Origin of the sequence: Vibrio sp. YMD68, from assembly GCF_029958905.1 — a bacterium.
Taxonomy (GTDB): Bacteria; Pseudomonadota; Gammaproteobacteria; order Enterobacterales; family Vibrionaceae; genus Vibrio.
In genome coordinates this window covers 427,632-442,081 of sequence record NZ_CP124613.1, presented here as the reverse complement: position 1 = coordinate 442,081, position 14,450 = coordinate 427,632, and the positions used below count along the sequence as shown (strand labels likewise).

Genomic DNA, 14,450 nt, shown 5'->3' with positions numbered 1-14,450 from the left:
GGGTCCGAAGTTAGAGAGGGGTTAATCGAACATCAAAATGACGTAGGCAACAAATAAAATAAGGTGTGTTGCTCCGTTTAAAGAGTTAGTTCGTCCACGACTGAAACTGACACTTGCCATCAGTAATGTCATCCCAAGCAAGATCATTTCTGGCGGCTCTAAACCTAAATGGACCGGCTCATTGATCACATGCGAAATCATTAGAACGGCGGGAACCGTCAGGGCAATGGTTGCCAACACGGAACCAAAGAACAAATTCAGCGCTCTTTGCAGCTGGTTGTTTAACGCTGCTTTAGCCGCGCCAACGGCTTCTGGTGCTAGGATAAGCAGAGCGACTATCAAGCCCCCAAGTGCAGGTGGAGCACCCCACATATAAATTGTGCTGTTAATCGGAATCGCAAGGCTTTTCGCTAGTAAAATCACCACCAACAGATAGCCCACTAACAATAGCGAATGGTAGAGATTACTCCCCAAGATGCCATGAAACTCGTGCTCATCTTGGTGGTCTTCATCCATAAAGAAGTGAGTATGACTTCGAGTTTGAATGAACAGAAACACCGAATATAAGCCAATCGATGCCAACACCAATGTCCACGTGAGTGACGCTGACATGGAACCCAGTTCATTCGAGCTGGTAAAGCTTGGTAAAACCAAACAGAGCAATGAAAGAGGGATGATCGCGACTAAGTAAGATTGAAGGCCATCCACGTTGTATTTTTGAGTATGGTATTTTAAGCCACCGATAAGCAACGTTATCCCCACTAGGCCATTGAAAACCGTCATTACAACGGCAAACATCGTATCTCTTGCCAGCACTGGGTTTGATTCTCCAGTAATCATGACCGACGAGATCATAACGACTTCCAATGAAATCACCGCTAACGTCAAAATCAAGGTGCCATAAGGGTCGCCTAACTTAATAGCTAATGCATCTGAATGCCTGACGACCGCAAAAATAGCCCCCATAACAACAATAAACAACGTCACCGTGGCAGCAATACCTGCTGGAGACGCAATATCGGTTGCGAGAATATCGTTGCCGCCAAGTTTAAAAATAGCGACGGTTAAAAAACCAATCAATAGTAAAAATTCACTTTTTAAAAATCGCTTCATGGCAGTTGATCCTCCTCTAGCATGGCTTTCGGTTGATAGTGTAATGGGCTTAAATTAACCAACTGCGGTAACGTCACACCAATGGAAATAGATGACCAAGTGCCACTAGCGATTCCAACCAGCAGTGCAATTGAGAAGCCTTCCAATGCAGAACCCCCGAGCAGCCATAAACAAGAAACCGTCATCAATGTCGTTCCAGACGTCACTAACGTTCTTGAAAGCGTTGCACGTATTGCATCGTTAATCAGATGATCGGTTTTACCGTTAGGATTGCCTTTAAGCAGCTCACGAGCCCGATCGGCAATAATAATCGAATCATTGAGCGAGTAACCCAGCACAGCCAGTACCGCAGCCAACACCGTCAAATTGAATTCAAATTGACACAAGGCAAACAAACCCAAAACCAGCACGATGTCATAGACAAGGGCACTTAACGCCCCGAGCGCAAGACGCCATTCAAAACGATAACTCAGGTAGAGCATAATCAAAACAAAGCAGACCAAAATAGCCAATCCACCTTGTTCAACCATGTCTTGCCCCACCTGCGGGCCAACCACACTGCTATTCAATACATGAACATTTTGACTTATCGGCGCTAGGGTTTCTTGGATAGGTTGAGTAAATTGTTCAACATCGCTATATCGTATAATCCAGCGGCCTTCATCATTTGAACGAGCAATTTGCACATCTTGATTCAGTTCTTGGTTTAAATGCTGCCCTAATGTTTCACTTTTCAGCTCTTTATCCAGAACGACTTCAGCAACCACACCCCCTGTAAAATCAAGTCCCCAATTGAATCCTTTAAATCCAATCAGCAAAACAGACAGGGCAAATAAGAGCACAGAAATACCCGACATCGCGTAGCGTACTCGAGACAGTAATACGTTTGATTTCATCATGGTTATACCCTCACATCGTGGCGTTTATCACGCCCCCAAATCAAATTAATCACAGCACGAGATGCAAAGATCCCGGTAAACATACTGGTAAGAAGGCCAAGCCCTAACGTCAATGCAAACCCTTGTATCGGACCGTTTCCGATTGAGTACAGCGCGAGAGCAACAATCATGGTGGTCAAATTCGCATCAAAAATAGACGCAAAGGCGCTATCGAAGCCGCGATCAATCGATTGTGCGAAGTTACGCCCTTCTTTCATTTTGTCTCTTATTCGTTCAAAGATAAGAACATTGGTATCCACCGCCATACCTACGGTCAGTACCAAGCCGGCAATCCCTGGCAAGGTTAATACCGCTCCGGGTAACAAGGCGATTAGACCTAGCAACATCACCATATTGACTAACAAGGCCGCGTTGGCGACCCAGCCCAGTCTTCGGTACCACAAGGCGATGAACGCCAGGGTTAATCCAAGACCTAACGCGACAGCAGCGAAACCATTACTCACATTCTCAGCGCCTAAAGTTGGCCCTATCGTTCTCTCTTCAATAATCGTAACAGGGGCGGTTAATGACCCCGCTCTTAGCAACAACGCCAGCTCCTGCGCATCTTGCATGCTACCCGCGCCGGTGATTCTAAAACGATTACCAAGCTGTGATTGAATGGTTGCCACGCTGATCACGTTACTGGCTTGCTCACTTTCACCTTGCGCATTTCGGCTATATTCGCTGTAAACCGTGGCCATTGGATTGCCAATATTGGCGCGTGAGAATTGAGACATTTTTCGGCCGCCAACTGTATCTAGCGAGATATTAACTTCCGCAGATCCCATTTCGCCAACGCCCGCTCTAGCGTCAATGATGTGCTCTCCGCCAAGAACAGCTCTTCGACTCACATTGACACGATTTCCATCATTATCGAGTAGGACCATTGATTGAGAACCGGCACTATTCGGTACCGCATGGAAAGCTAAAGAAGCCGTTGCACCAATCACATCTTTGGCTGATGCAGGGTCTTGAACGCCGGGTAATTCGATACGAATACGGTTTTCACCTTGACGCTGAACCGAGGCTTCAGTAATGCCAAGTTGCTCCAAACGGCTACGCATAATTTGCAGGTTTTGCTGGACAGTTAAGGTTCGCAATGTCGAACGTTCATCACTGGATTGTGTAATGGTTAACGTACGTTGGTCAGTAGAAACATTCCAATTAGGGTAGTTTTCACGAAGGAGCTTTCGTGCGGTTTGAACATCATCAGCGTTACGGACCGTCAACAAGACGCTATTGTCGCTGTGTCGACCGCGGCTTGATCGAATGTCTGATGTCATATCATCGATCAAGGTTTGGCGATGAGCCTGGTAAACAGGCTCCATATCCACTTCGAGTAAGAACTGAACACCACCGCGCAAGTCAAGACCAAGTTTAATCGGAGCAAAGCCCATCGAGGTCATCCAATCGGGTGCGGCGGCCTCCATCGCCAGAGCGATAGTGATATCGTCATCGAGCACAACACTGAGTGTGTCTCTTGCTAGGCTCTGTTGAGCTTCGTCATCCAATACAACAATCGTTCGAGTGCCGTCTTGTTGAATGCTCAGTGGCGTAATATCAACCTGACTCAATTGATTTGCTATAAAGGTGGCATCGGGCGTGGCCTGATCGCGAGAACTGATATGTAAAGCAGCGTTTTCGCCATACCACGAGGGTAGCGCGCTGAATGTCATCACGATGATGGTGACAATCAGAACCACGTATTTCCAACTCGCATAGCGGTTGATGACTTTATGGGGCGTTTTCTTTTTCATTTGCAACTCTATCTCTCAATAGATTAAAACTGTGCATTGAAAAGCATCACAACATTCACGCTAACGGCGCATACCTCACTGAGATGAGCGATAGAATCAGCCTAAAAATGTCGTAGTTCAGATATTATTTCAATGCGTAATGGTCAGTAACGACCTGAGAAATGAATCACTAAGTGCGAGAGTGTTGATGGGTATACAAAGCATTGGTTTCTTTCCAACCGGAAAGACGAGAGCTTGACAAAGTGAAGCTTGTCCAATGAGATGAAGGGTCTGGTAGTTGAACATCTGAGCGTGCGATATCCAGTAACACAGGGGATAAAAACGCCACTAAAAGGTAATAGCTTGGCTCAATACCATTACTAGCGCAGTTATCCGCGCTAATGATACGACGAAAAAACGACGTTGCGTATGGTTCGTTATGATCGTTAAAGGTAAAACCGTCATCCCCTAACGAAATGGGATCGTCGATATCCGTCTTAGCTTTAGCGTTGGCATTAGCATTGCCAGTATCAGAGTCTGGATTCATCTGATCGCCTGCATCGCAATTTTCTGGCAAATTGACGTACGCAGCGGATTGGTTGCCACTAAAATCCATGCACTCCTGCGCAGTCACGATATGCGAACATAGCGACAATGCGATAAGAATGAATAGTTGATAGTAACGTTTAAGCAAGACAGATAACCATGAGTAATGAAACTAGGGCAAGTATAATCAGTCAATAAACCAATAGATACTCTATTTAGAACCTTTCATTAATTTAGATAGATTAAAAAACTCTAAAAACACCTAAAACCATAAATCCAGACTATGCATGGCCTCATTCATAGCCTTATCTCCTCTTCATTGTCTCTCTTTTTTTGTGTTGATGACTATCATTCACATTCGTTTTAACGGCTTTACCACGCTGTCGAGCCCTTCAATTTTCAATGCCAAACAAAGTTGAAGAAGATCACCAAGCTCACCGTTAGGGAATCCCTTCTTATCGAACCACAACAAATACTCCTCCGGTAGATCGATTAACGCTCTTCCTGAATACTTGCCAAATGGCATTGGCGTTCTTGCCAGCTTGACTAGGTTTTCTTTCTCCAACATACCTTATTTTCGCCTCTGATTGTCGCGCTCTTCCGTGACCAATTGATTTTCCAACAGGTTGATCGACCCATTAACGTGACCATTAAGCGACGGTATGAACATACTCAACAATGACTTGATTCCCTTGTGCATACACACGTTGGATTTCGCCGTCGACAGACATCGTGCTTTTTAACGTCACCAGTTGCTGTGCCGATTGGCTAACACGCTGTAAAGACGGGACAACTCGATAAGGTTCGATATGCAGCTTGGTGCAAAACTGGTGGATAAACTCCAAAGAGATCGGAGCGTTCCCTCTCAATATGGCTGAAAACTCGGCTTGTGTCATTCCCATTTTTTTTGCCATTTCCATCTGCGTCAAGCGCATCTTGGCTTTTTGTGACATCCAGGCGTTATATAAAGCGTCTCTATCTATCTGATTGAACTGCACGTTGGAGCTTCCTTACATTCTAAATATGGATGAATTCTGCTGTAATCCATGTACACAATGTCAGATAGCCGTCAGGTTTTGACCAATGTTTTGCAGTTAACTTGCACGGGAATATGCTTGTTAAAATGCCTATAGTTAATACGCCTAGTTAATACGTCTAGTTAATATATCTCGTGAATACGCACGGACAACTCGCGCTAAAGACACTTAGGGCAAACCTAACAAGCACAAAAAAGGCCATAATGAATATGGCCTCTCGAATCAAAGATGTTATTACGTTTCTGCTTAGCCAAAGAAGCTAGCAATTAAACGTTTAAACCAGTCCAGTGCTTTTTTGAAGAAACTCCCTTCTTCCACATCATTCAACGCGACCAGTGAAGATTGAGCTACCTGCTCTCCATCCACTAAGTAAGAAACACTGCCCAGCACATCATTCTTACGAATGGGTGCTGTTAACTCGCCGTCTAATTCAATGCTTGCGGTCAGCTTACTTATCTCACCTTTCGTCAGTGTAATAAACACATCTTGATCAACACCGACAGAAACGCCGTCTTCTGAACCCATCCACACTCTTGGTCTAGCAATTTCTTCGCCTGCGGAATTTGGAGAAACGGTATCAAAGAAACGGAACCCATAACTCAACAATTGTTTACTTTCAGCTTCGCGACTTTTAGTACTCTTTGAACCCATAACGACAGAGATTAGACGCATATCACCGCTAGTCGCTGAACTGGCTAAGCTATACCCAGCCCCACTCGTGTAACCCGTTTTCATGCCATCAACATTCATGCTTCGGTCTCTCAGCAAGCCATTACGGTTATATTGCGTGATACCGTTGAACTTAAAAGAGCGCTCACTATACAGTGGATAAATATTCGGTAGATCTCGGATGATGGCACGACCCAAGGTCGCAATATCATAAGGGGTAGAATAGAGACCATTACTGTCTAATCCATGAGGGTTAGTAAACGCTGTATTCTCTAACTCTAAACGTTGTGCCCATGAATTCATAAGTGCAACAAAAGAATCTTGAGAGCCCGCCACATGCTCAGCAATCGCGACACTCGCATCATTGCCAGATTGCACAATTAAGCCACGGTATAGATCCATCATATCGACGGTTTTACCCACCTCGATGAACATTTTTGATGAATCAGGAAACTTTTTTGCCCAGGCATTTTTACTAATAACCACTTGATCGTGTTTACCAATGTTACCCGCTTTTATCTCTTGCCCTGCAACATACGCGGTCATTAATTTAGTCAAACTCGCAGGGTTTAACTTGGTATGAGCGTTTTTTTCAACCAGTACTTTGCCAGTATGGTAATCCATCAACACATACCCGTTTGCACCTAAGACGGGTGCATCGGGCACGATGGTTGGTGCCGCTATTGTGAAAGGTGAGAGAAGAGCGGTTAAGAGTAAAGCACCAGCGAATCGTAAATCCATATTAATCATATTTTAGCCAAGTGAAATAGGTGTTGTTAGGAGTATATATAAAAGCAAGGAAGATAAATGAGGGCTTTACCAATCCTTACGAAAATTTGATTTTAGTTACACAGTGGCGAACAAAGCACCAAACTTCTTTCTATTAAAACAAAATGACCGATAGCATGCTATCGGTCATTGAAAAAATTTTGATTATGCTCGCTTAGTTAGCATTGGCGTAGCGAGAAATAAGTGTCGTCCAATGCGGCGTTTTTTTCATTCGATAGTTGAACCATAAATAGGTCGCCACCATAGAGAAAAACAAATAAGACATCGCAAATATCATAGGGGAAGTGATCAATTCGGCTGATACGCTCAATACAATACCGACAACAGTCACCATCAACTTAGCAAACATGCCTAAGAAAAGTAACAGTAACACAAGTTCAGGAAAGCGCGTTGTGCGAAATGCGAACCAGTAACAGCTGCCGACAGCAAGCGTTGAAATCGTCAGACCAAGAACAAAAGAATGAAAATGTTCCGCTGATGCAACACCCGCTAAGATAGATATCATTGCAATAATAATTAACTTCATAATACACGCCTCGTTTAGTGACCTACGATTTGCTTCCTTTCATTTTTGCAAACTCATTTTGCGCTATTGTCGCCTTTTCAATCACGATTGCAAGTGCAAATAAACAACAAAAAACGTTCACATTTACAGTGGTTATTTTCGTTAACAATTGGCTTACATCTTGTAATCGAATACATCCTTTATATACCAGTTACACTGGCTTTTCTGCACAATAATTGATCTAAAATGTAACAATCGGTTAGCCTGGGTAAATAACTCTAAATTTTATCAAAGCATGACTTCAGTCAACTTTGTTCAATGATGGAGGCCAAATTAACAAGACTGAGAAAATTAGCGCAATATTTCTCGTCAACAATAGAGGGCTTTGGTACCTTAGGCCCACCTTTCGCTTGTTGATTTCAAAGCCATGCTTTCACAATATCGAATATCCAAAATCGTCGAAATTGGAGATACCTTACACCGCAGTGGTTGTGCGCCCTATAAAGTTGAAAAATACACACAGTATTACGCTAGAAAACATGACGTCGACGTTATGATTCAAGCGACTCCGACGACCATCAATTACCAGTTTCCTGATGACAATAACGCGGTGGTCATGAAACGGTTGAAGCCTGCGTCAATAAACTTGAGTTTGCTTGCGAACACGATCATACGCATCAACCAACCCAGCAGTGAACCTTTGCCTGAACCCGTGGGATACCCTAAATGGGTCGTAGCGCTGGCAAACATGGGAATTCCGCCTGCGTATTTGATGCTTGTTGGCAGCACAATGGAAGCGGTTGCTTTCTCTGTGTTTCTGGGATTTATGGTTTGGGTTTGTCAGTTAGTGTGTAAAGGGCGTCGCAGCATTGCTGTCGAATTTATTTCTGCGCTCGTGACGGGTGTATTAGTGGCGTTTATTGCGAGCACAGGATTACCCATACCCGTTTGGGCTTTATGCATTGCCGCCATTATTTTATTTGTCCCAGGGCTTTCTATAGCCAATGCCTTGGAATGCTTAGCCTTTAATGACCTTGTGTCAGGGACTAGCCTTCTGGGGCAAAGTGCACTGAGTTTAATTAAGCTGTTTGTTGGAATCGTCATGGGGCTGAATATTGGCGAAGCAATTTGGGGGCATAGTGAGACAGCAACTTACCTGAATGACGTGCCAAAATGGATGCACATTTTGGGCGTATTCATTCTTTCTATCTCCATCGGTATTATTTTTAATGCCAGAGCAAGAGATATTTTACTGGGTCTTCCTGTCGCCGTACTGGGAATGTGGGGGCCATTCTATCTAGGCTTTGACAGCGGTTGGGTCGTGGGAACTTGGGTCACCACGATGTTGATTACCTTATACGGAACTTGGGTAGCGAAAAAAATGGAGCTCACCGGTGCAATCTATATTCTGCAAGGGATCATTATTCTCGTTCCTGGTAGCCGAGTCCTTATAAGTGCAAGTCAGTCGGTTTTTGAGCAGTCCATATTGCCAATCCCAAGTATTGGCCTTTCTGCCTTGTTTATGTTTGCAGCCATTGTCGCAGGGCAAATTACCGCCTACTCGATTTATTCGCCGCAAATCGAACGCTAGCCCAAGCTAGTTGCTACCAGTAACGAATGATTGAAAACGGCAACCAATAAAGGTCTCACTGACTAAAAAGCCCTATTCAAATCTCACGTTCTACGCGGCTTTTGAATAGGGCTCTTTGCCCTTATGTTTATTCGTGCGCTTGTAACTTCCTTTTCCTTTTTTCGCCTTTTCAACTCTAGCTGTAAAGAGCTTGCTCGTGACCATCGCCTTTAATGCATTATCTTGAATGCGGCCTCGACCGACTTCAACCTCACAGCTAAGTTCAACGTCATGACTGAGCGGCTCTAGGAAAACCTTTTCCTCTCTCATTTTTCTTTCTTTCATAAGTACTACCTTATAATGAAACCTATTTAATAAAAACCCACCGATTATCGTACAAAATTCGACCAAGCACAATTTAATCATAGAGAGCGGTCGTGATATCAATTACATTAATCTCAATAGCCTATCGCCAAAAATGGCACCTTGCGCATAAAACGGCAGAAAATACCAAAAAGTTCTGTGGATTCGCTCGAGTAAACGTTGACTTAGCTCTAGATTGGTCTAGAATCACCAACAGCTAGAAAGCAGTTCTTTGTCTAAATATGCGTCTCGTTGGATTACTTGTAACTTCCGTGTGGTACGCAATAGCAGTCTACTTTTCCACGCTATCCGCGCCAAATTCGGCACAATATTTTTAATTAGGATATTTATCATGTCTAACACAGTTACTGGTACAGTAAAATGGTTCAACGAAACTAAAGGCTTCGGCTTCATTCAACAAGAGAACGGTCCTGACGTATTCGCTCACTTCTCAGCGATCACAGGCGACGGTTTCAAAACTCTAGTTGAAGGTCAAAAAGTTGAGTTTGTAGTTACTACAGGTCAAAAAGGCCCACAAGCTGAAAACATCAAAGTACTTTAATTTAGTACCTTTTTTCTAAAAATAGCCAGCATTATGCTGGCTATTTTTTTGTCTGAGATCTTGTATTACCCATGGCATTAAAACCCACTATTTTCAAATTTCGCATCTCACTTACGGATATAAACCGTGAGCATTACGATTCTCTAGCCCTAACCGTTGCGCAGCATCCTTCAGAAAACGATCAGCGTATGATGGCACGTATTCTTGCGTTCTGCTTAAATGCTCAGGAATCTCTTCAGTTAACTAAAGGCCTTTCGACGATTGAAGAGCCCGATATATGGCAAAAATCACTGGATGATCAAATTGAACTTTGGATCGATGTTGGTGAGCCGGATCCAGAACGTATTAAAAAATCCACACGCCTAGCAAACAAGGTCAAGGTTTATAGCTTCAACACGAAATCAAATGTTTGGTGGACACAAAATCAAGGAAAGATTGGCATGCTGAATGCTGATATTCTTCGATTTAATGCTCAACATATTGAAGATCTGACCCAGTTAATCGAGCGTGGTATGGATTTATCCGTGATGATTACCGGCAATTCCATTTTCATTGATAGCGATAAAGGCTCGTGTGAAGTCGAGTGGGAAGAGTTACAAAGCAATGAACACCCTTAAAGACCTTTGTATTGAAGCAGAACTCAACACCCTGCCCATTGTTGTCAAATACGATTCTATATGGACACAGTGGCTTGATGCGCAAACACCTCTATTTAGCCAAGTCCTTACCAATAAACCGGATCGAGAGCCAATACTGTTGCTTCTAGGGTTACTCACGAAAAGTCATATTGAACACTGTTCAACGCTCGCCGATAATCGCCATTCCATCATTGCTATGCTAGAGGCGATTGAAGGATCGGTTGGCCATCAGTACAGCGATTCATTTCAGCAGCAGGACCTCATTTCTCTACAGCTCATCACGCACGCCTGGTTGTATGTTCAAGGGAGTCTCAACATGGACTTTAGCCTAGCAAATGACCACGCTCTGAGTACAGCGACTCAAGTCAGTTCAATAACCCAACAAGATATCCACGAGTTAAGAACTCAGTACTTGGAAAGCTATTACAAAGGCAATGAGAGACGCGCTAAACCACCGGTAACCGGTTTTAGGCAGTGGTTGTATCGCCTCATTGGTAAGAATCAAAGGTAAAAGTAACAATTAAGAGTTAAGAGTTAAGAGTTAAGAGTTAAGAGTTAAGAGCTAAAAATTAAAGCAATACGTTGCATTGAAGGAAATAAAGGAAGGAATGCAAGAAACCAAGAGAGGACCCGATGCTCCTCTCTATGCTAGGTTTCTATGCGCTGTTACAAGTTACTGTGCGGACCAAACACTTCATAGTGAATACGGTCTCGTGAAACCTTCAAGCTTTGTAGCTGAAGCACAACACTCTCCATAAATCCTATCGGTCCACAAATATAGAAGTCACCGTCAGCAAGTGGTAAATCAGACGCCACAGCATTAAGATCCATTGTCCCATTAAACTCTGGCCCATCAAGCTCGGATTTTCCCTCAAAATACCACACAAATTGCTGCCAATTATTTACCGAAGTCAGCGTACTGGTCTCATCAAGAAATGAGTGTTGTTCTTGATTATGACAAGCGTGCAAATAAGTCACGTCTTGCTTACCAGATCCATCTAATGTTTGTAACATCGCTTGAATCGGTGTCGCTCCGACGCCAGCAGAAATAAGTACCACTGGCTTTTGTGTTTCTTGATAGAAAAAATCGCCCGCAGGTGCAAAGACATGAATACCATCACCGACTGAAATATCTTGGTGCAAATAATTGGAAACTAAGCCCTGTTTGTTTGTTCCTTGGCTCTCTCGTTTTACCGAGATACGGTAACGCTTACCGTTCGATTGCTGAGACAATGAATACTGACGAATCTCACTATACTGCCCAAGCGTTGGCTTCACTTCTACACCAATATATTGACCAGGTAGATAGTCCAACACGGCTTTGTTATCTTCTGGGGTTAATACAAAACTGGTGACCAGCTCTGATTCTTTTATCTTTTCCGTGACGACAAAAGGACGGCTGTTCTCCCAACCGCCAACCGCTTGTTTTCTTTGTAGATAGAGCTCACCTTCTCTATCAATAAAGACTTGTGCCAAAAATAAGTAAGCAGCGGTCCAAGCTTCTTCAACATCAGGGCTAAATGCCTCTCCAGCAAGCTCGCGCAACGTTTCAATCAAATGATGACCGACGATTTGGTAATGCTCAGCCTGAATATTAAAGCTCGTGTGTTTTTGAGCGATTCTTTCGACAGCTGACGTTAGAGCTGCGAGATTTTCAATATTTTTCGCATAAGCCGCTATCGCTTCAAACAAAGCCACACTTTGACGTCCTGTTTTCTGGTGCGTCATATTAAAAATGTCTTTTAGCTCGGGGTGATGAGTAAACATTCTTTGATAAAAATGCTGAGTGAGTACCGGACCTGCATTCTCGAGTAATGGAATCGTACTTTTTATTGTCGCAATGTGTTTTTCGTTGAGCATAATGTGTCTTCTTCCCATCTGGGTTTATAGGTATTGACTGAGTCTCTGTGCCGGTAAGCTAAAACTTACTCTCATAAACTCACTCTTGTACACTCACTAAAGCATAGAGTATGCCAACGGGTTAAGCGCTTTATTTACTTGGGTTTATCAAAAAACCACCTCAAACAAGTGTCTAATTGACATGGTATACATCGAGTCAATTAGACACTATACTACCTAAAAGTCTCTTTTAATGTGTATGGTATGCAAGACATCTCCGTTTCCACCCTGGTTGAAATGACCATTGGTCTTGCCAGTGGCCTGAATAATGAAGACCGTTTTAACAAGTTACTGGATGCGGTTCGCAAAACCATTCAATGTGACAGTGTCGTACTGCTTTCAATTCATGCAGACACATTAACCCCACTTGCCATGCAAGGCCTGACCCGTGATACATTAGGCCGTCGTTTTGATGTTAATGAACACCCACGGTTTGGTGAAATATGTCGTTCTAAAACACCCGTTAGGTTCGACACCACATGCCCACTCCCTGACCCATTTGATGGCTTGTTACTGGATCACGATGGTGATCTGCCAATGCACTCCTGTATGGGGCTTCCTTTGCTCTTTGGTGACAAGCTACTCGGTATACTGGCCTTAGATAGCTTAACCCCAAACTTGTTCGAAACAATCCCAGATAGAAGTTTAGAGGTCCTTTCAGCGATAGCTGCTTCTACCTTAAAAATGGCGATGACCTTCTCTCAGCTAGAACAACAAGCAAAACAAAGCCAACGACGTTTACAAGAGTTGAACGATGAAGCATGGAAACGAGAAGGTGGAGAAATCATTGGTTCAAGCCAAGCTATGCTCAACCTAAAAAACGACATCGATATTGTCGCTCCGTCTGATTTCAATATTCTGATTCATGGTGAAACGGGCGTTGGTAAAGAACTGGTAGCGCGAACTATTCACCACCAATCTTCAAGGAAACTTCAACCGTTAATCTATGTAAATTGCGCAGCGATACCCGAAAGTTTAGTTGAAAGTGAACTGTTTGGTCATGTAAAAGGCGCATTTACGGGGGCAGATAAAACTCGATTAGGTAAGTTTGCTCTGGCTGACGGGGGCACTCTATTTTTGGATGAAATTGGTGAACTGCCTTTCGCTGCTCAAAGTAAGATCTTACGCGCTTTGCAAAACAATGAGATTCAGCCTGTCGGCCAAGATAGGGTTCACAATATCAATGTTAGAGTATTGGCTGCGACAAACCGAGATCTAAAGGAAGAAGTGGCCCAAGGACGATTCCGGGCCGATCTATACCACCGACTCACTGTTTACCCAATCGAGGTCCCCCCTCTTAGAAAGCGCGAAGGTGATATCGCATTACTTTCCGGTTTCTTTCTAGAACAGGCGCGAAGAAAACTAGGGATAGTACAACTAAAAATGGGGCAAGAAGCGCTTCGCTATATCTCGCTTTATGATTGGCCCGGGAATGTACGAGAACTAGAACATGTGATTAACCGCGCCGCACTGAAAGCCAGAGCGAGAAATCAGCACCGCAGAGTCATTTCCGTTACCCATGAGGATATTGGAGAACTGGATCGCTCTATTCATATCGATCACTCTCTTGATATCAACCGCTCTCTTGAGTCAGATAACGCATTTAATCACGAGCAACAAAGACGAAAATCACAGGCTCCAAGTACCGCTGGAAATAAAACAATGAGCCTGCGTGATGCCACGGATGAGTATCAGCGTAAACTCATTACTTCTGCGTTGGAAACCTCGGGCTTCAATTGGGCCAAAGCAAGTCGTTCGTTGCAAACAGACCGAGCCAATTTAACTCGATTGGCCAAACGTCTGGGCATCACGGTTTCCAAAGAACATAAAATCCATTTCTAGCGCGGTTGCTATTCTGCAACTCAATTAACTGATATTCAGTCACTTGATGCACAATTTGACCAAGTGACTGCTTTCAGAACTATCCTATACATCTAAATCGCGGCTTTGACGCCACTCTATTCAAATTACTCTATTCAAATAGCTAATTTATATTGTTAAAATTACTAATAAAGACTTAAATCAATGTAGAGTACCACTAGGCAGCAGACAATAGCGCGGCTCTAGACATGACTTCAACCAACT

15 protein-coding genes are annotated in these 14,450 nt (G+C 43.6%); 5 read left to right on the top strand and 10 right to left on the bottom strand.

Annotation, left to right across the window (positions count from 1 at the left end; genetic code table 11):
- Positions 1-21: 21 nt before the first annotated feature.
- The 8 genes from QF117_RS01940 to QF117_RS01905 form a co-directional block, all read right to left on the bottom strand.
- Positions 22-1,113, bottom strand: coding sequence for a calcium:proton antiporter (locus QF117_RS01940; RefSeq protein WP_282385844.1), 1,092 nt, complete (start codon positions 1,111-1,113; stop codon positions 22-24).
- Positions 1,110-2,012 (bottom strand): protein translocase subunit SecF, encoded by a 903-nt coding sequence (secF, locus tag QF117_RS01935; protein WP_282385842.1) that lies wholly within the window; start codon positions 2,010-2,012, stop codon positions 1,110-1,112. Before secF ends, QF117_RS01940 begins: the two co-directional genes overlap by 4 nt.
- Before the next feature lie 2 nt (positions 2,013-2,014).
- A complete protein-coding gene (secD, locus tag QF117_RS01930; RefSeq protein WP_282385841.1) occupies positions 2,015-3,814 on the bottom strand; it encodes a protein translocase subunit SecD in 1,800 nt (599 codons plus the stop codon).
- 163 nt (positions 3,815-3,977) lie between these two features.
- Positions 3,978-4,403: a hypothetical protein gene (locus QF117_RS01925; RefSeq protein ID WP_282385840.1), complete on the bottom strand. Its 426-nt coding sequence runs from the start codon at positions 4,401-4,403 to the stop codon at positions 3,978-3,980.
- 282 nt (positions 4,404-4,685) lie between these two features.
- Positions 4,686-4,901, bottom strand: coding sequence for a DUF3820 family protein (locus QF117_RS01920; protein ID WP_282385839.1), 216 nt, complete (start codon positions 4,899-4,901; stop codon positions 4,686-4,688).
- 82 nt (positions 4,902-4,983) lie between these two features.
- A complete protein-coding gene (locus tag QF117_RS01915) occupies positions 4,984-5,331 on the bottom strand; it encodes a helix-turn-helix transcriptional regulator (RefSeq protein WP_282385838.1) in 348 nt (115 codons plus the stop codon).
- Positions 5,332-5,616: 285 nt separating this feature from the next.
- Positions 5,617-6,780 (bottom strand): D-alanyl-D-alanine carboxypeptidase family protein, encoded by a 1,164-nt coding sequence (locus QF117_RS01910; RefSeq protein WP_282385835.1) that lies wholly within the window; start codon positions 6,778-6,780, stop codon positions 5,617-5,619.
- Positions 6,781-6,982: 202 nt separating this feature from the next.
- On the bottom strand, positions 6,983-7,354 hold the full coding sequence (locus QF117_RS01905) for an NADH:ubiquinone oxidoreductase (protein WP_282385833.1): 372 nt from the start codon (positions 7,352-7,354) through the stop codon (positions 6,983-6,985).
- A gap of 406 nt (positions 7,355-7,760) precedes the next feature.
- On the opposite strand from QF117_RS01905, the gene QF117_RS01900 reads away from it, so the two are divergent.
- A complete protein-coding gene (locus tag QF117_RS01900; protein WP_282385831.1) occupies positions 7,761-8,924 on the top strand; it encodes a threonine/serine exporter family protein in 1,164 nt (387 codons plus the stop codon).
- Positions 8,925-9,014: 90 nt separating this feature from the next.
- Here QF117_RS01900 and QF117_RS01895 read toward each other — a convergent pair whose 3' ends face one another.
- On the bottom strand, positions 9,015-9,233 hold the full coding sequence (locus QF117_RS01895; protein WP_282386112.1) for a ribosome alternative rescue factor ArfA: 219 nt from the start codon (positions 9,231-9,233) through the stop codon (positions 9,015-9,017).
- A 385-nt stretch (positions 9,234-9,618) separates the two neighbouring features.
- On the opposite strand from QF117_RS01895, the gene QF117_RS01890 reads away from it, so the two are divergent.
- The 3 genes from QF117_RS01890 (at position 9,619) to QF117_RS01880 (ending at position 10,977) form a co-directional block, all read left to right on the top strand.
- A complete protein-coding gene (locus QF117_RS01890) occupies positions 9,619-9,828 on the top strand; it encodes a cold-shock protein (protein WP_017034739.1) in 210 nt (69 codons plus the stop codon).
- Between the two features lie 71 nt (positions 9,829-9,899).
- Positions 9,900-10,445, top strand: a complete 546-nt coding sequence (locus tag QF117_RS01885) for a YaeQ family protein (protein WP_282385827.1) — start codon at positions 9,900-9,902, stop codon at positions 10,443-10,445.
- On the top strand, positions 10,432-10,977 hold the full coding sequence (locus QF117_RS01880) for a hypothetical protein (protein ID WP_282385826.1): 546 nt from the start codon (positions 10,432-10,434) through the stop codon (positions 10,975-10,977). The genes QF117_RS01885 and QF117_RS01880 overlap by 14 nt, the downstream gene beginning before the upstream one ends.
- Before the next feature lie 155 nt (positions 10,978-11,132).
- Here the strand turns inward: QF117_RS01880 and hmpA are convergent, their stop codons facing one another.
- A complete protein-coding gene (gene hmpA / locus QF117_RS01875) occupies positions 11,133-12,326 on the bottom strand; it encodes an NO-inducible flavohemoprotein (protein WP_282385824.1) in 1,194 nt (397 codons plus the stop codon).
- Positions 12,327-12,569: 243 nt separating this feature from the next.
- On the opposite strand from hmpA, the gene norR reads away from it, so the two are divergent.
- A complete protein-coding gene (gene norR, locus QF117_RS01870) occupies positions 12,570-14,207 on the top strand; it encodes a nitric oxide reductase transcriptional regulator NorR (RefSeq protein WP_282385823.1) in 1,638 nt (545 codons plus the stop codon).
- Positions 14,208-14,450: the final 243 nt, after the last annotated feature.